13 protein-coding genes are annotated in these 17,131 nt (G+C 61.2%); all 13 read right to left on the reverse strand.

From position 1 onward, the window contains the following. Positions 1 to 101 precede the first annotated feature (101 nt). On the reverse strand, positions 102 to 1,118 hold the full coding sequence (locus AB1J88_RS25220) for a class I SAM-dependent rRNA methyltransferase (protein ID WP_430292186.1): 1,017 nt from the start codon (positions 1,116 to 1,118) through the stop codon (positions 102 to 104). A gap of 191 nt (positions 1,119 to 1,309) precedes the next feature. After that, positions 1,310 to 2,182, reverse strand: coding sequence for an oxygenase MpaB family protein (locus AB1J88_RS25225; RefSeq protein WP_041065384.1), 873 nt, complete (start codon positions 2,180 to 2,182; stop codon positions 1,310 to 1,312). Between the two features lie 51 nt (positions 2,183 to 2,233). Continuing rightward, on the reverse strand, positions 2,234 to 4,171 hold the full coding sequence (gene acs / locus AB1J88_RS25230) for an acetate--CoA ligase (RefSeq protein ID WP_430292187.1): 1,938 nt from the start codon (positions 4,169 to 4,171) through the stop codon (positions 2,234 to 2,236). A gap of 213 nt (positions 4,172 to 4,384) precedes the next feature. Continuing rightward, the gene (gene pgi, locus AB1J88_RS25235; RefSeq protein WP_041065390.1) at positions 4,385 to 6,049 is read right to left on the reverse strand and encodes a glucose-6-phosphate isomerase; all 1,665 of its coding nucleotides are present in this window, start codon (positions 6,047 to 6,049) and stop codon (positions 4,385 to 4,387) included. Between the two features lie 230 nt (positions 6,050 to 6,279). After that, positions 6,280 to 6,660, reverse strand: a complete 381-nt coding sequence (gene panD / locus AB1J88_RS25240) for an aspartate 1-decarboxylase (RefSeq protein WP_003205654.1) — start codon at positions 6,658 to 6,660, stop codon at positions 6,280 to 6,282. 150 nt (positions 6,661 to 6,810) lie between these two features. Beyond that, positions 6,811 to 7,671, reverse strand: a complete 861-nt coding sequence (gene panC / locus AB1J88_RS25245; protein WP_430292188.1) for a pantoate--beta-alanine ligase — start codon at positions 7,669 to 7,671, stop codon at positions 6,811 to 6,813. Continuing rightward, positions 7,668 to 8,468 (reverse strand): 3-methyl-2-oxobutanoate hydroxymethyltransferase, encoded by an 801-nt coding sequence (gene panB, locus AB1J88_RS25250; protein WP_041065398.1) that lies wholly within the window; start codon positions 8,466 to 8,468, stop codon positions 7,668 to 7,670. The genes panC and panB overlap by 4 nt, the downstream gene beginning before the upstream one ends. A gap of 446 nt (positions 8,469 to 8,914) precedes the next feature. Next, entirely contained in the window at positions 8,915 to 9,400 is a 486-nt protein-coding gene (gene folK, locus AB1J88_RS25255) for a 2-amino-4-hydroxy-6-hydroxymethyldihydropteridine diphosphokinase (protein WP_198758344.1), read from the reverse strand. Positions 9,401 to 9,403: 3 nt separating this feature from the next. Next, entirely contained in the window at positions 9,404 to 10,804 is a 1,401-nt protein-coding gene (locus AB1J88_RS25260) for a polynucleotide adenylyltransferase PcnB (protein WP_041065404.1), read from the reverse strand. Between the two features lie 734 nt (positions 10,805 to 11,538). Beyond that, positions 11,539 to 12,975, reverse strand: a complete 1,437-nt coding sequence (locus tag AB1J88_RS25265) for a sigma-54-dependent transcriptional regulator (protein ID WP_041065407.1) — start codon at positions 12,973 to 12,975, stop codon at positions 11,539 to 11,541. 22 nt (positions 12,976 to 12,997) lie between these two features. After that, a complete protein-coding gene (locus AB1J88_RS25270) occupies positions 12,998 to 15,952 on the reverse strand; it encodes a sensor histidine kinase (RefSeq protein ID WP_161794896.1) in 2,955 nt (984 codons plus the stop codon). Further along, positions 15,936 to 16,112: a hypothetical protein gene (locus tag AB1J88_RS25275; protein ID WP_003176118.1), complete on the reverse strand. Its 177-nt coding sequence runs from the start codon at positions 16,110 to 16,112 to the stop codon at positions 15,936 to 15,938. The genes AB1J88_RS25270 and AB1J88_RS25275 overlap by 17 nt, the downstream gene beginning before the upstream one ends. A 77-nt stretch (positions 16,113 to 16,189) precedes the next feature. Then, positions 16,190 to 17,086, reverse strand: coding sequence for a tRNA glutamyl-Q(34) synthetase GluQRS (gene gluQRS / locus AB1J88_RS25280; protein ID WP_430292189.1), 897 nt, complete (start codon positions 17,084 to 17,086; stop codon positions 16,190 to 16,192). Between the last annotated feature and the right edge of the window lie 45 nt (positions 17,087 to 17,131).

The raw sequence follows: 17,131 nt of genomic DNA on the forward strand, positions 1-17,131 counted from the left end.
TTGGGTTGCAGGATTGTTCAGATTGTTCTGTAGGACCAAGATACTGTGGGAGCGAGCAAGCTCGCTCCCACATTGGATGGTTGCCAGTCCCGCAGGGGGGGTTACAGCTGCAGGATCAGGGTTTTCAGCGGTGGCTGTTGGTCCAGCGACGGGAAGTCCGCGCCCGGGGTCATCACGCTCCATTCGCGCACCGGTCGCCCGGCCTTCTCTGCACAACGCAGGACCTGTTCACGCCAGTCGTCCATGCTGACTTTCGCCAGGTTGTTGCAGCAGATCAGCACGCCGTTGTCGGCGGTGGTCAGCAGCGCCGGTTTGAGCAGGCTTTGATAGTCGCGCAGCAGGTCGACGGTGCCGAACGCGCTCTTGGCCCAGGCCGGAGGATCGAGCAGCACCAGATCGTATTGGCGCTGTTCGAGGCGCTGATAGCTCGGCAGTTTCTGCCCGCGCCGCTGGCTGATCGGCAGCCCGGCGAACTGACGGATCGCCGGGAAATAATCGGACTGGATAAATTGCATCTCGGGCAATTGCGGGTTGAGCAGGCCGTTCTCACGGCCGACCGCCAGATTGCCTTCGGCGAAATCCAGATTGCACACCTCGCGCGCGCCACCGGCAGCGGCACTCAGGCCGACGCCACAGGTGTAGGCAAAGAGGTTGAGCACACTTTTGCCCTTGGCGTGATCCTTGACCCAGCCGCGAGTGTTGCGCAGGTCGAGAAACAGCAGCGGATCCTGCCCGGCATGTCGCCCGCGCACGCGATAGTTCAGGCCCCATTCGTGGCCGACCAGATCCACCAGCGCGGCCTCGTTGGCTTTGTAGACATTGTCTTCACGGTCAATCCGCGAGTTGCCGCGGGAGCGGTCGTTGTAGACCAGCAGGGTGTCAACCCCCAGCGTCTGGTTGGCCATGGCGTGCAGTTGCAGCAGGTCGTCACGTTCCAGTGTCTGGTGAAAACTCTGCACCAGCAATTGCGGACCGTAGCGGTCCACCGTCAGGCCGCCGGCGCCTTCTTGGCTGCCGTGGAACAGCCGATAGCAATCGGTGCCCTGGCTGTGCAGCTCAGCGAGCAGATCCTGGCGTTGGTCGAGGGCGGCGCGCAGCGCCTGATTCAAGGAAGACATGCGTGCGCCTTGCTGGTGAGAATGTGGGCGCGGGAGTTTAGCATTGTGCAGCTACAGATGCCCTGAGCCATTGCCCAGACCTGTGGCGAGGGAGCTTGCTCCCGCTCGAGTGCGAAGCGCTCGCAACATTTCGAGAGTCGCTGCGCAACCCAGCGGGAGCAAGCTCCCTCGCCACAGGTTCTGTGTATAGATCAGATCAGCAAACCCATCCGGCGTTTGGCTCGCTGCACCGAACCATTGCGCATCGCCCAGCGCAGCATCGGCGCGCTGCGCTTGACGCTGGCGCGGATCAGCTGGCGTTGCAGCGGATTCTGCCGTATGCCGAACATGGCGCTGGCCCAGTCCGGCAGCAGATCGATGCCAGCCTTCATCATCAGGTCGCCAAAAGGTCGGGCCAGCACGCTTGGGGCCGGGGCGTCGAGCAGCAGGCGCAGGACTTCGCGGCTGCGCTCATCACAGAGCAGTTGCGGGCGCAGGCGTTGCAGATAGTCGGCCACGGCCTGACGTGATTTCGGCACGTCCTGCGCACCCAGGCGCTCGGCGACCACGGCGATTTCTGCGTAGTAGCGATCCTGATCCGCCCCCGACAATTGCGGGTTGCGGTAACGCAGATGCGCGGCAAGAAAGTGACTGACCTCGGCTACGTGCACCCAGGTCAGCAGGTCCGGATCGCTGGCCGCATACGGTCGGCCGTCCGGCGCGGTACCGACCACTTGCAGGTGAATGGTGCGCACTTTGTCGATCAGCCATTCGGCGTCCTTGCGCGAGCCGAAGGTGGTGCCGGAGACAAACTGACTGGTGCGGCGCAAACGCCCGAGCATGTCCTGACGAAAATTCGAATGATCCCAGACCCCGGCCAGCGCCAGCGGATGCAGGGCTTGCAGCAACAGCGCGCTGATGCCGCCGATCAGCATGCTGCTGAAGTCGCCGTGCACTTGCCAACTGATCGAGTCGGGGCCGAACAGCCCGGGATCGCCCTTGGGGTTTTCCAGATCGAGTTGACCGAGGGACAGCCCGGTCAGGCTCATGAGTTGGTTTTCGATACGGCTGCGGATGAATTCCATGACAACTCATTGGTGATGAACGGGCGCGGCCGGGTGACCGCGCCACGGATGTTACTGATTGAGGCGCTTGTCGATCAAACCCTGCACCACGCTCGGATCGGCCAGGGTTGAGGTGTCACCGAGGCTGTCGAGTTCGTTGCAGGCGATCTTGCGCAAGATGCGCCGCATGATCTTGCCTGAACGGGTTTTCGGTAAGGCCGGCGCCCACTGGATCAGGTCCGGTTTGGCGAAGCTGCCGATCTCCTTGCTGACGTGGGCGAGCAACTCTTTCTTCAGATCATCGCTCGGCTCGAAGCCGTTCATGGGAGTGACGAAGGCGTAGATGCCCTGGCCTTTGACGTCGTGCGGGTAACCGACCACGGCGGCCTCGGCAATGCTGTCGTGCAGCACCAGCGCGCTTTCCACTTCGGCGGTGCCGATGCGGTGGCCGGAGACGTTGATCACGTCATCGATACGCCCGGTGATCCAGTAGTCGCCGTCCTCGTCGCGGCGTGCGCCGTCGCCAGTGAAGTAATAGCCGGGGTAGGGTTTGAAATAGGTGTCGACCATCCGTTGCGGGTCGCCGTAGACGCTGCGGATCTGCGCCGGCCAACTCGACTTGATCGCCAGCACGCCGCTGCCGGCGCCTTTGATTTCCTTGCCGTGCTCGTCGAGCAACACCGGTTGCACGCCGAACATCGGCTGCGTGGCGCAACCCGGTTTGATCCGCTGGGCACTCACCAACGGGCTGAGCATGATGCCGCCGGTTTCGGTCTGCCACCAGGTATCGACAATCGGGCAGCGCTGTTCACCGACCACGTTGAAGTACCATTCCCACGCCTCCGGGTTGATCGGCTCACCGACACTGCCGAGCAATCTGAGGCTTTGGCGCGACGTTTCCTGCAGCGGTCCGGCACCTTCGCGCATCAACGCGCGCAGGGCAGTCGGCGCGGTGTAGAAGATGTTGACGTGGTGTTTGTCGATCACCTGCCAGAAGCGCGAAGTGCTCGGATAGCTCGGCACGCCTTCGAAAATCAGCGTGGTCGCGCCATTGGCCAGCGGGCCGTAGACTATGTAGCTGTGGCCGGTGACCCAGCCGACGTCGGCGGTGCACCAGAACACTTCGCCCTCGCGGTAATCGAGCACGTACTTGAAGGTCATCGCCGCTTGCAGCAGGTAGCCGCCGGTGGTGTGCAGCACGCCCTTGGGTTTGCCGGTGCTGCCGGAGGTGTAAAGGATGAACAGCGGATCTTCGGCGTCCATCGGCTCCGGCGGGCAGTCGTCGCTGACGTCACGCACGGCTTGGTGATACCAGAGGTCACGGCCCTCGACCCAATCGACCTTGCCTTGGGTGCGCTCGACCACGACGACGGTGCTGACGTCCGGGCAACTGTGCAGGGCCTTGTCGACGTTTTGCTTGAGCGGTACGAATTTGCCGCCGCGCACGCCTTCATCGGCGGTGATCACCGTGCGGCAGTCGGCATCGAGGATGCGGTCGCGCAAGGAGTCCGGGGAGAAGCCACCGAACACCACCGAGTGAATCGCGCCGATCCGCGCGCAGGCGAGCATCGCGTAGGCCGCCTCGGGGATCATCGGCATGTAGATGCACACCCGGTCGCCTTTTTTCACGCCACGGCTTTTCAGGACGTTGGCCAGGCGGCAGACATGATGGTGGAGTTTTTTGTAAGTGATCTGCGCCGATTCGGCAGGGTCGTCGCCTTCCCAGAGAATCGCGGTCTGCTCGCCGCGTTGTGCGAGGTGGCGGTCGATGCAGTTGTAGCTGACGTTCAGTTGGCCGCCGGCAAACCAGGATGCTTCACCGGTTTTCAGGTCGTAGCGCTGAACGGTCTGCCACGGTGTGCTCCAGTCGAGGAAGCGCGTGGCCTGTTCGGCCCAAAAGGCGCTGGGGTGTTCAATCGATTCGCGGTACAGGCGCTTGTAGTCGTCCTGACTCAACTGCGCAGCCCGGCGGACGGCATCGGCTTTGGGGAACGTGCTGATATCGAACATGACGGTTCCTTATTCTTGTTGTGCGACAGGAATAAAGATGCGCCGAGCGGCCTGGAGGTTCAAGTCACCCCTGAAACAACTGTGGGAGCGAGCCTGATCGCGAATGCGCTGTATCAGCCACAAAGATGCTGAATGACACACCGAATTCGCGAGCAGGCTCGCTCCCACATTGGAAATGGCTTGCCCACAGGATTTGTGGGCAAGCCATTCACCTCACCCGCGGTGACGACCGCGGAAGTAGTTGATCAGGCCTTGGGTGGAAGCATCGTCAGCTATGGTTTCATCGCTGCCGACCAGACGGTTGTAAACGCCTTTGCCCAATTCCTTGCCCAGTTCCACGCCCCACTGGTCGAAGGCGTTGATGCCCCAGACCACGCTCTGCACGAACACTTTGTGCTCGTACATGGCGACCAGCGCGCCAAGACGACGCGGGCTGATGCGCTCGACCACAAGGGTGTTGCTCGGGCGGTTGCCCGGAATCACCTTGTGCGGTGCGAGTTTGCGCACTTGCTCTTCGCTCATGCCTTTTTCGCGCAGTTCGGCCTCGGCTTCCGGCAGGGTCTTGCCGAGCATCAGCGCCTGGCTCTGCGACAGGCAGTTGGCGTACAGCCACTGATGGTGATCGGAGACCGGGTTGAAGCTGACGATCGGCACGATGAAGTCGGCCGGGATCAATTGGGTGCCCTGGTGCAGCAACTGGTGATACGCGTGTTGACCGTTACAGCCGACGCCGCCCCAGATCACCGGGCCGGTATCGGTCGACACCGAGGTGCCGTCCTGACGCACGCTCTTGCCGTTGGATTCCATGTCCAACTGTTGCAAGTGCTTGGTGATGTTGCGCAGGTAGTGGTCGTACGGCAGGATCGCGTGGCTTTGCGCGCCCCAGAAGTTGCCGTACCACACGCCGAGCAGGGCCAGCAGCACCGGCATGTTCTGTTCGAACGGTGCGCTCTGGAAATGCTGGTCCATGGTGAAGGCACCGGACAGCAGTTCCTTGAAGTTGGACATGCCGATGGCCAGGGCAATCGGCAGACCGATGGCCGACCACAGCGAGTAACGACCGCCGACCCAGTCCCACATCGGGAAGATGTTTTCTTCGCGGATGCCAAACGCGACGGCCGCCGCGTTGTTGCTCGATACCGCGATGAAGTGGCGATACAGCTCGGCTTCCGAACCACCCTGCGCCAGATACCAGGCGCGGGCGGCTTGAGCGTTCTTCAGGGTTTCGAGGGTGTTGAAGGATTTCGACGAAACGATGAACAGTGTGGTTTCGGCGCGCAGCTTCTGCGTCAGCTCGTGGAACTCACTGCCGTCGATGTTCGCCAGGTAATGGCAACGCACGCCTTTCTGCGCATAGGACAGCAATGCTTCGGAAACCAGCTCAGGGCCGAGGAACGAGCCACCGATGCCGATGTTGACCACGTCAGTGATCGGCTTCTCGGTGTAACCACGCCACAGACCGTCGTGGATGCGGCCAACCAGATCGGTGATCTGGTTCAGCACCTTGTGCACTTCCGGCATCACGTTGACGCCATTGACCGACAGCTTGTCGCCCACCGGGCGGCGCAGGGCGGTATGCAGCGCCGGGCGGCCTTCGGAGGCGTTGACGATTTCGCCGTCGAACAGCGCTTTGATCGCGCCTTTCAGATCGACTTCATTGGCCAGGCCCACCAGCAGGTTGCGGGTCTCGGCGTTGATCAGGTTCTTCGAATAATCGAGAAACAGGCCGCAGCTGCTGAGCGTGAATTGATTGAAGCGCTGCGGATCGGCGTTGAAGGCCTCGCGCATGCTGAAATCCTGCATGGCTTGGCGGTGATCTTTCAACGCCTGCCAGGCAGGCAGAGCGGTAACGTCATGAGGAGTGCGGTAGTACGCCATCGCTGCGGTTTTCCTTTTTACTTGAACGGCCTTTTGAACACAGAACAGACCGATACGCCCTGGTTGGGCGAGGGTCAAATGCGTCGACACGATTTTTCAACGCAGGGCGAATACAGTAAACCTCGCGCTGCGATCTGTCTTGACTTCTTCTGACCTGTTCCCTGTACTTTTTTAACATCAAGACCGGGAACGGGCCGACCAACGGAAGGGGAGTGGCGCGTCGAAAGGGCTCAGGCGAGCTGAACCGGAATCGCGTTGCTGGTGTGGCTCAGCTCATTGCCCGGGGCCATGTACAGCATGCGCGGTTTGAAATTGACCAGTTCCGCTTCGCTGTAATGGGCGTAGGCGCAAATGATCACGCGGTCGCCGACCTTGGCCTTATGCGCGGCTGCGCCGTTCACCGAAATCATCCGCGAACCTTCTTCGCCACGAATCGCGTAGGTGGTGAAGCGCTCGCCATTGTCGACGTTGTAAATCTGGATCTGCTCGTATTCACGGATGCCGGACAAGTCCAGCCACTCGCCATCAATGGCGCAGGAACCTTCGTAATCGAGTACCGCATGAGTGACTTCGGCGCGGTGCAGCTTGGCCTTGAGCATGATGGCGTGCATGAGGGATTTCCCGGGTTGGAAGCGAACGGCGGGCAGTGTGCCCGAAGGCTTTGGGGGCGGCAATACAACGCAAAAGATCGCAGCCTGCGGCAGCTCCTACATGGACTCATGTGTAGGAGCTGCCGCAGGCTGCGATCTTTTGATCTTGCTTTAAACGGGGGTATCGAGGTTCAGGTGCAGGTTGTCGATCAACCGCGTGGTGCCGAGGAACGCGGCCACCAGAATCACCAGATCGCGGTCTTCAGCCGTCGCCGGACGCAAGGTCAGGGCGTGGCGGATTTCCAGATAGTCCGGGCGCAGGCCGGCGGCCTCCAGCTGTTGCACTTGAGCGGCGATCAGCGCCGGGTAGTTGCGCTCGCCTTGCTTGATCGACTCGGCGATTGCGCTCAGGGTCCGATAAACCACCGGGGCCACCGCACGCTGGTCTTCGCTGAGGAAACCGTTGCGCGATGACAGCGCCAGGCCGTCGGCGGCACGCACGGTCGGTTCGCCGATGATCTGGATCGGCATGTTCAAGTCATGCACCAACGCGCGGATCACCGCCAGTTGCTGGAAATCCTTCTGACCGAAGATCGCCAAGTCCGGCTGCACCATGTTGAACAGCTTGCTGACCACCGTCGCCACACCTTCGAAGTGCCCCGGACGGCTGGCGCCACACAGGCCTTCAGACAGTTGCGGCACGCTGACCCGGGTCTGCCCGGCCATGCCTTCGGGGTACATCTCTTCGACGGTCGGGGCGAACAGCAAATGGCAGCCGGCTTGCAGCAGCTTTTCCTGATCCGCCGCCAGGGTGCGCGGGTACTTGTCGAGGTCTTCGCCGGCGCCGAACTGCAGCGGGTTGACGAAGATGCTGGCAACCACGAAGTCCACGCGCTGTGTGGCTTTGGTGATCAACGCAATGTGACCGCTGTGCAGGTTGCCCATGGTCGGCACGAAGCCGATGCGCTTGCCTTCACTGCGGGCACGGGCCACGGCGGCACGCAATTCGCGTACGGTTTTGACAGTGTTCATGCAGAGAATCCGTGTTCGAGGCCAGGGAACGTAACGCCTTTGACTTCGTTGACGTAGGCCTTCAGGGCGGACTGGATGCTGTCCTGACCCTGCATGAAGTTTTTGACGAATTTCGGTACGCGCCCCGTGATCGACAGGCCGAGCATGTCGTGCAGCACCAGTACCTGCCCGTCGGTATCGCTACCGGCGCCAATCCCGATGACCGGAATCTTCACGGCCTGGCTGATTTCGGCGGCCAGTTCGCTCGGCACGCATTCGAGCAGCAGCATGGCGGCCCCAGCCTGTTCCAGCGAGATCGCATCGGCACGCATCTGCCGCGCCTGGTTCTCGTTGCGGCCCTGCACTTTATAGCCGCCAAGAATGTTCACCGCCTGTGGGGTCAGGCCCATGTGCGCGCAGACCGGCACACCGCGCTCGGCCAGCAGGCGGATCGACTCCGCCAGCCACAGCGCACCTTCGACCTTGATCATGTGCGCGCCGGCCTGCATCAGCGTGGCGCTGTTGGTCAGGGTTTGCTCGATCGTGGCGTTGGCCATGAACGGCAGGTCAGCCAGGATCAGGGCGTCGGTGTTGCCGCGTTTGACGCAAGCGGTGTGATAGGCCATTTCTGCGATGGTCACCGGCAAGGTGCTGTCGTGCCCTTGCAGAACCATGCCGAGGGAGTCGCCCACCAGCAGCACTTCGACACCGGCCTCGTTGCAGGCGTGGGCGAAGGTCGCGTCATAGCAGGTCAGCATGGTGATCTTTTCACCTTTCTGCTTGAGGCTCTGGAGCGTGGTCAGGGTGATGGCTGGCATGTAAAAAATCCTCGTTCAGGCGCTCTGGAAACTACTGCGAGTAACGCGCGTGATTCTTCGTCTACTCAGGCGCACGGTCTTTTGTCGTGCTTATAAGGCCTGGATTGCGCCCGTATGTGCCGGGTTGGCGGCAGCGGGACGCCTATAGTCGTGAGGAGAACCTAGGAAGTCAATTGCGTGTGTTACCGCATTGTTACGAGGGGAGTGTTACCGACGTTACTGATGCGATTCAGCGGCACGGCGGGGCTGATCGGGAGGTTTTTTGTCCGACAAAAAACGAACACGGAACATCGCTTTTGTGGCGAGGGGATTCATCCCCGATGGGCTGCGAAGCGGCCCTTAAATGGTAGTACGCATTAATCAGTCACACCGTATTAGCCGGTTTTGCGACGGCTGCGCAGCCGATCGGGGATGAATCCCCTCCCATCCACAGGGGGAGATTTGCGTCAGGCGTGGGAGAGGCGTTCGAGGCCGACGAACGGGCAGGCGGCGAGCAGGTCAGCCAAGGCGCGGCCATCGGCCAGGTGCAGATCGGCGGGTGCCAGTTCGGCCAGAGGATAGAGCACGAATGCCCGCTCCTGAATCTGGTAGTGCGGGACTTTCAGTCGCGGCTCGTCGATCAGGCGATCACCGAACAACAGGATATCCAGATCCAGCGTGCGCGGCCCCCAGCGCTCCAGGCGCTCTCGACCTTGGTCGTTTTCGATGGCTTGCAGGGCATCGAGCAGATCGAGCGGCGCGAGATCACTGTCGAGGGCAGCGACCGCGTTGGTGTAACGCGGTTGTCCCGGCAGCAGTGAATCGCTCTGATAGAACGCCGAAACACCAGCAAGGGAAGTTTGCGGCAATTGCCCCAGCGCATTGAGCGCGCTGCGCAGTTGTTCGGCCGGGTCAGCGAGGTTGCTGCCCAGACCGATATAGATGCGTTCCATGCCTTATTCGCCCGTCGAGCTGGAAGCCCCGGCGCGCTTGCGCTTGGAACCACTGCTGCGGCGACGTTTGCGTGGCGCACCGCTGGCGTCATCACCTTTGCCGCTGAGATCGCGGATCATGTCGCGACGTTCGCTGTCGTTGGCGTCCTGATAATCCGTCCACCATTCGCCCAGACCGTCGGTTTCCTCGCCAGCGCTTTCCCGCAGCAGCAGGAAGTCGTAACCGGCGCGGAAACGTGGATTGTCCAGCAGCAGGTCGGCGCGTTTGCCGCTGCGGCGTGGCAGACGTTCCTGCATGTCCCAGATCTCGCGGATCGGCATGGTGAAGCGCTTTGGAATGGCGATGCGCTGACACTGTTCGGCGATCAGCTCATGCGCGGCTTCCTGCATGGCCGGAATCGGCGGCATGCCACGCTCTTGCAGGCGCAATACGCGGGCCGGCAGGGCAGGCCACAGCAGGGCGGCAAACAGGAACGCCGGTGTGACCGGTTTGTTCTGTTTTATGCGCAGGTCGGTGTTGGTCAGCGCTTCGCTGATCAACGTGTGGGTGTATTCCGGGTTGTATTCCAGGGCGTCGGCACTGGCCGGGAACAGTGGGGCAAACAGTTGCAGATCGACCAGCATCTCGAAGGTGATCGCGCCGTGGCCGGAGAGGAACAGCTTGAGCACTTCCTCGAACAGGCGAGCGGACGGGATCTCGCGCAGCATCGGCGCCAGGTCGCGGATCGGCTGCACGGTGTGCTTCTCGATGCCGAAATTCAACTTGGCGGCGAAACGCACGGCCCGCAGCATCCGTACTGGATCTTCCTGGTAACGCTGCTTCGGATCGCCGATCAAACGGATCAGGTGATTACGGATGTCGTGTACGCCGTTGGCGTAATCGAGAATGCGCTCGCTGACCGGATCGTAATACAGGGCGTTGATGGTGAAGTCGCGGCGTTGCGCGTCTTCTTCCAGGGTGCCGTAGACGTTGTCGCGCAGAATCCGTCCGCTCTCGTTACGCGAAGACTGGTTGCTGTCTTCGTCGTCTTCATTGACCGGGTGATTGGCGCGGAAGGTCGCGACTTCAATGATTTCGCGACCGAAATGGATATGCACCAGCTTGAAGCGGCGACCGATGATCCGCGCATTGCGGAATTCGGCTCGGACTTGCTCGGGGGTGGCGCTGGTGGCGACGTCGAAATCCTTGGGCGTGATGCCCAGGAGCATGTCACGCACGCAACCGCCGACCAGATAGGCCTGGTAACCGGCGCCCTGCAAGCGTTCGACGATATTCACCGCATAGCGGCTGAATTGCCCCTTTTGCAGCGAATGTTGGCCGCTGTTGAGCACTTCAGGAGTGCTGCGGATGTGTTGCGTACGACGCACGGGTGTTCGGAATGACTGGAACAGCTTCTTCAGCATGGGATGCACTGTTTGAAGGAATGTTCGGCCATACCAAAGAATGACCGCATGATGGGCGCAGATTCTAGCATTTAGTCGGGGGATGGTGTAGGACGCAGCAGATTTGCGCTGCAAGCCGCAGGCTACAGGCATCGGGCAGGGTCGAAACGGAGGTTTTTGCCGAAAGACAGAAACTACAAGGGGAGCCGAAGCTCCCCAAGAAGTAGTTGCGTGCTCTTTTTATTATTGATTCGGGCTTCTTGTTTTTGTTGAGTGCCCTCGCCATGAAGCTTTTCCTTCATGACCCTCCCAATCGGGAGCCAAGAGCAAACGGATTGCTTTGGTCGCTGTGTTGCAGTGATCTTGCGATCCAACCAGTACAGGCTCTGTCTTAGGACAGTTTTTGTTGTTCTCGGCCTGGTCGTGGGGCTAGCCCCAAATACAACGCCTCTCCAAAAGAATCAGTTAGCTGCGCCTCTCGCCGTCTTGTTTTTATTGTGCGTGAGTCGATTCGTCTTATTTTTATTGTCTTGTGCATTGCTTGTTATTGTTCTTGTACCAAACATATAGCAGGTGCCGTGCCAACTTTTGCGAAGCCCAATAAAACAAGGGGTTAGGTCGATATAACCGTTTTCTCGGGGCGAAAAAAAGCCGGGGTTTCGTTACCGATAACCCCGGCTTCTGTTACGTGAAAAAGCTGAGGTAACAGTTTTTTCACGTCTTCAAGCGTTACCCGCACACTCGACAGGTAACGTTCAGCTCTCGCTGGTGACCCCGGTCTTGCGCCGTGGAATGCCCAGGCGCTGACGACGTTCCCACAGACACTTGCGGCTGACGCCCAGTTTGCGCGCCAGTTCGGTTTCGGTCATGTGATCCTGATGCTCAAGCACAAAGTGCTGGAAATAGTCTTCCAGCGACAGGTCTTCCGTCGGCTCATGGCTGCTGTTGCTGGTGTTACCCGCGGTTTGCGCGGGCAAGCCGATGAACTCGTCGTCTTCCAGGTCGCTCAACTCGATGTCGATACCCAGCAGGTCGGCGGAGATTTCCGGGCTTTCGCTCAGGATCACCGCGCGCTCCACGGCGTTTTCCAGCTCACGCACGTTACCCGGCCAGGAATAATGCCGGATGGCTTGTTCGGCATCGGCGGCAAATTTCAGGTCGGTACGGTTGATGCGCGCACTCTGGCGGGCGAGAAACGCCGTGGCGATTTCGTTGACGTCGGCGCCACGTTCGCGCAACGCCGGCAGTTTCAGGGCAATCACATGCAGACGGTAATACAGGTCTTCACGGAACTGGCCGATTTTTGCCAGGCTCTTGAGGTCACGGTGGGTCGCGGCGATCAAACGCACATCGACCTTTTGCGACTGCACCGAACCCACGCGGCGAATCTCGCCTTCCTGCAGCACGCGCAGTAGACGGGCCTGGGCTTCCAGCGGCAGTTCGCCGATCTCGTCGAGGAACAGCGTGCCGCCGTCCGCCGCTTCCACCAGACCGGCGCGCCCGGCGCTGGCGCCAGTGAACGCGCCTTTTTCGTGGCCGAACAGTTCGGACTCGATCAGGCTTTCCGGGATGGCCGCGCAGTTCACCGAAATCATCGGTGCCTTGGCACGCTTGGACAGGTTGTGCAGGGCGCGGGCCACCAGTTCTTTACCGGTGCCGGACTCGCCCTGGATCAATACATTGGAATCGGTCGGTGCGACTTTGCGGATCTTGCTGTACAGGTCCTGCATCGGCGGGCACGAGCCGATGATGCCGATCTCGCCGTTGCTGTTGTCGACAGACGATTTGCCGCCACCATTGCTCGGTTTGCCGGCAAGCGCTTCGCCGGCGGCAGGTGCCGACTGGTGATCACGCAGGATCCGCGCGACCGCCTGAAGCATTTCATCGTGATCGAAAGGTTTGGCGATGTAGTCCACCGCGCCCATCTTCATCGAGTCGACCGCCGAGCGCAGGCTGGCGTAGCTGGTCATGATCAGCACCGGTTTACCCTGGCCAAGCTTGATCAGCTCGGTGCCCGGGGCGCCAGGCAGGCGCAGGTCGCTGACGATCAGATCGAATGTGGGAATGGTGAAGCGTTCTTGTGCTTCCTGCACTGAACCGGCTTCGCTGACCTGATACTGGTTACGTTCCAGCAGGCGGCGCAAGGCGGAGCGGATAATGGTTTCGTCTTCGACGATCAAAATGTGCGGCATTGATTCGATACTCTCGACGGTCTCAGTTCACAGCGGACGTCGCTTCGACATGGCGCGGTAAGGTCACCCGGATACGGGTGCCGCGCTGGCTCTGTACATCAGCCGGGCTGTCGATGGTGATTTGTCCATAATGCTCTTCAACGATGGAATAGACCAGTGCAAGGCCCAGACCGGTACCTTCACCCGGGTCCTTGGTGGTGAAGAAAGGTTCGAACAGTCGGTCCATGATGTTCTGCGGAATACCACTGCCTTCGTCTTCGACGATCAGATCGACCGTGTGTTCGCCGGCTTCACTCTTGACCCGCACGGCGCTGCCCGCAGGCGAGGCATCACGGGCGTTGGAGAGCAGATTGATCAGCACTTGGGCGAGCCGCTGCGGATCGCCTTCGACCCAGTGATCCGGATCGCACAGGTTGTAGAACTGCACTTCGAAGTTGCGCCGGTTCAGCGCCAGCAGACCGATGGCGTCCTGCGCAACTTCGGCCAGACAGACGGGTTCGTCGCTGTGCTGGTGGCTGCCGGCATGGGCGAAGCTCATCAGCGACTGCACGATGCGCGACACGCGCTTGGTCTGTTCGAGGATCTGCCCGCTGATTTCCGTCAGTTCGCCGTCTTCTTCGCGCTCTTCGCGCAGGTTCTGCGCCAGACAGGCGATGCCGGTGATCGGGTTGCCGATTTCATGGGCCACTCCCGCCGCCAGTCGGCCGATGCTCGCCAGACGCTCGGAGTGCACCAGTTTGTCTTCGAGCATTTGGGTTTCGGTCAGGTCTTCCACCAGCAGCACCAAGCCGCTGTTGCCCGGGGCCAACGGTTCGTCGATCGCCGCTTTGTGCAGATTGAGCCAGCGGGTCTGGCCGTCGAGAGCCAGGTGCTGCTTGTGCAAGTGCTCGTCGGGCAGGTTGATGAAGCCTTGCAGCAATGGCTTCCACGGATCGGCGATGGTGCTCAGGCGCGAACCGACCACCCGTTGCGCAGCGATGCCGGTGAGTTCTTCCATGGCCTTGTTCCACATCAGGATCTCTTGATCCTTGGCCAGCGAGCAGACGCCCATTGGCAGCTCCTGCAAGGTCTGGCGGTGGTAGCGGCGCAGGGCGTCGAGTTCGGCGGCCAGCCCGGTGAGGCGCGAGTGGTAATCCTCGAGACGGCTTTCGATGAAGTGGATGTCTTCGGTCACATAGTTTTCGCCGCCGGCCTTGTACGGCAGGAAGGTTTCGACCATGTCCTGCGCCACGCTCGGGCCCATCAGGCCGGAGAGGTTGGCTTCGATGCGGTCGCGCAAGCGGCGCAAGGCATAAGGACGGCGTTCGTCGAACGGTAGATAGAGGTCGCGCAGGGCCTGCTCGACTTCTTTTTGCGCCGCCTTGGCGCCCAGCGGTTTGGCCAGTTGCGTGGCGAATTCCTGGGGCGAGGCCGCGTGCAGTTCGCGGCGTTGCGGACGCCGCACGTTATCCACCGCGCAGGCTTCGGCGGCGCTGGCTTCTTCGGGGCTGGCGTTGGTGAACAGCGAGATCAGGGTGAACATCAATACGTTGGCTGCCAGCGAGGCGATCGCCGCCATGTGCCAACTGGTGTCGTCCAGCACGTAAATCATGTTCAGCAGAGGGATGTAAAAACCCTGCAGATTGCCGACCAGCGGCAACAGCATGGTCACCACCCACACCACAATTCCCGCCAGCAGGCCGGCGATAAAGCCGCGTCGGTTGGCGGTCGGCCAGTACAGCACCGAAAGCACGCCGGGCAGGAACTGCAGCGTGGCGACGAAAGCGACGATGCCGAGGTTGGCCAGATCCTGCCCGGCGCCGAGCATCAGGTAGAAGCAGAAGCCGGCCATGATGATCGCGACGATCAGCGCCCGACGCGTCCACTTCAGCCAGCGATAGATGTTGCCTTCGGCCGGCGGCTGATAGAGCGGCAGCACCAGGTGGTTCAGCGCCATGCCCGACAGTGCCAGGGTGGTGACGATGATCAGGCCACTGGCGGCTGAAAGCCCACCGACATAGGCCAGCAGTGCCAGCGGTTTGCTGTTGGCGGCGATGCCGATGCCGAGGGTGAAGTATTCCGGGTCGGTGGTGGCGCCGAGCTTCAGGCCGGCCCAGAGGATCAGCGGCACTGCCAGGCTCATCAGCAGCAGGAACAGCGGCAGGCCCCAGCTGGCGCTGACCAGCGAGCGCGGATTGAGGTTCTCGGTAAAGGTCATGTGATACATGTGCGGCATCACGATCGCCGAGGCGAAAAACACCAGTAACAGCGTGCGCCATGGTCCTTCCTGCAGGGGCGTGTGCAGGGCGGCGAGGGCGGTCTGGTTTTGCAGCAGCCACAGTTCGAGTTGTTGCGGGCCGTCGAACACACCGTACAGCGCATACAGACCGACGCCGCCGAGGGCGATCAGTTTGATCACCGATTCGAAGGCAATCGCAAATACCAGCCCTTCGTGTTTCTCGCGAGTGGCGATATGCCGGGAACCGAAGAAAATCGTGAACAGAATGATCAGCGCACAGAACGCCAGCGCGACGCGGCTCTGGATCGGCTCACCGGTAAGAATGCCGATGGAATCGGCCACCGCCTGAATCTGCAGCGCCAGCAGCGGCAGCACGCCGATCAACATGAAGATCGTGGTCAGCGCGCCGGCCCAGGTGCTGCGAAAGCGGAACGCGAACAGATCTGCCAGCGACGACAATTGATAGGTGCGGGTGATTTTCAGGATCGGATACAGCAGCACCGGTGCGAGCAGAAAAGCACCAGACACCCCGAGGTAACTGGACAGAAAGCCGTAGCCATACTGATAGGCCAGGCCCACCGTGCCGTAGAACGCCCAGGCACTGGCGTAGACCCCCAGCGACAAGGTGTAGGTCAGCGGGTGGCGAATGATCGCCCGCGGGATCATGCCCCGTTCACTGATCCAGGCAACGCCGAACAGCACCGCCAGGTACGCGGCGCTGATCAGGATCATCTGGGTCAGGCTAAAGCTCATCGGCATCTTTTTGGCTCTGCAGGATGAAGGTCACGACAATCAGGATCAACCAGAGCAGATACGGCCGATACCAGGCGCCCGTGGCGTCGATCCACCAATCCATGATGGCTGGCGAAAACAGATAGATTCCCACGACCAGAAGCAGGACCAAGCGATAGATGTACATCCCGGCCTCTCTTTTTTATGCGCGTGCCCGAAAACGTGCGGCGATGGTAACGGATGGGCGCGCCACTGCAAGTGTCGTCATTGCAGTTGCGCCTCGGGCAACGTCAGTGTGCGCGGGATCTTCGATGCATCCCAGTGGGCTGCGCCCCATTTGAGCAATTCCTCGGGGGTGGCATGCGCCAGTTCGGCACCGGGGTTTTGCCCCAACGCACGCAAGGCTCGCAACAGCAGCAGCGTGGCCTGATCGGCCTCAAGCGGTGGCGAACGGTAAGATTTGCCGAGCTTGTTGCCGTCCGGCTGCGTAATCAGTGGCAGGTGCAGATAGCGCGGCTGGCGCAGGCCCAGCAGTTCTTGCAGGTAGAGCTGGCGTGGCGTGGAGTCGAGCAGGTCGGCACCGCGCACGATGTCAGTGATGCCTTGCCAGGCGTCATCCAGCACCACCGCCAGTTGATAGGCGTAGAGGCCGTCGCGGCGGCGAATCACGAAATCGCCGACGTCGCGCCCCAGATGCTGGCGGAACTCGCCCTGCACGCGGTCGATGAAGTGGTATTCCAGTTCCGGCACGCGCAGGCGGATCGCCGCGTCTTGCTGCTCATGGCCGGCATTGCGGCACAAGCCCGGGTAAATGCCGTGATACGGCTCCAGTTGCTTGCGCGAACAGGTGCAGGCGTAGGCCAGGCCGTGATTGAACAGATTGTTGAGGACTTCGGCGTAGGCGTCGTGCCGGTCACTCTGGCGCACCATCTCGCCGTCCCATTCGAAACCGTAGCTTTCCAGCGCTTTGAGAATCGCCGCCTGCGCGCCGGGCTCTTCCCGGGGTGGATCGAGATCTTCCATGCGCACCAGCCAGCGCCCGCCGACCGCGCGCGCGTCGAGGTAGGAAGCGAGGGCAGCCACCAGCGAGCCGAAGTGCAGGTGGCCACTGGGGGTGGGGGCGAAGCGGCCGATGTAGGCGGGGGAGATTTTGGCTGTCATGGAAACGAAGCTACTTTTCAGGCAATACGCAGGTCAACGGGTGGG

Source organism: Pseudomonas sp. S8 (assembly GCF_050473925.1).
GTDB lineage: Bacteria > Pseudomonadota > Gammaproteobacteria > Pseudomonadales > Pseudomonadaceae > Aquipseudomonas > Aquipseudomonas parakoreensis.

Excerpts from the sequence above, each read along its gene's own strand:
- gluQRS (WP_430292189.1), bottom strand. The coding sequence starts at position 17,086 with ATGACAGCCAAAATCTCCCCCGCCTACATCGGCCGCTTCGCCCCCACC.
- AB1J88_RS25265 (WP_041065407.1), bottom strand. The coding sequence starts at position 12,975 with ATGCCGCACATTTTGATCGTCGAAGACGAAACCATTATCCGCTCCGCC.
- panD (WP_003205654.1), bottom strand. The coding sequence starts at position 6,660 with ATGCACGCCATCATGCTCAAGGCCAAGCTGCACCGCGCCGAAGTCACT.
- AB1J88_RS25225 (WP_041065384.1), bottom strand. The coding sequence starts at position 2,182 with ATGGAATTCATCCGCAGCCGTATCGAAAACCAACTCATGAGCCTGACC.
- panB (WP_041065398.1), bottom strand. The coding sequence starts at position 8,468 with ATGCCAGCCATCACCCTGACCACGCTCCAGAGCCTCAAGCAGAAAGGT.
- AB1J88_RS25270 (WP_161794896.1), bottom strand. The coding sequence starts at position 15,952 with ATGCCGATGAGCTTTAGCCTGACCCAGATGATCCTGATCAGCGCCGCG.
- pgi (WP_041065390.1), bottom strand. The coding sequence starts at position 6,049 with ATGGCGTACTACCGCACTCCTCATGACGTTACCGCTCTGCCTGCCTGG.
- AB1J88_RS25260 (WP_041065404.1), bottom strand. The coding sequence starts at position 10,804 with ATGCTGAAGAAGCTGTTCCAGTCATTCCGAACACCCGTGCGTCGTACG.
- AB1J88_RS25275 (WP_003176118.1), bottom strand. The coding sequence starts at position 16,112 with ATGTACATCTATCGCTTGGTCCTGCTTCTGGTCGTGGGAATCTATCTG.
- acs (WP_430292187.1), bottom strand. The coding sequence starts at position 4,171 with ATGTTCGATATCAGCACGTTCCCCAAAGCCGATGCCGTCCGCCGGGCT.
- panC (WP_430292188.1), bottom strand. The coding sequence starts at position 7,671 with ATGAACACTGTCAAAACCGTACGCGAATTGCGTGCCGCCGTGGCCCGT.
- AB1J88_RS25220 (WP_430292186.1), bottom strand. The coding sequence starts at position 1,118 with ATGTCTTCCTTGAATCAGGCGCTGCGCGCCGCCCTCGACCAACGCCAG.
- folK (WP_198758344.1), bottom strand. The coding sequence starts at position 9,400 with ATGGAACGCATCTATATCGGTCTGGGCAGCAACCTCGCTGACCCGGCC.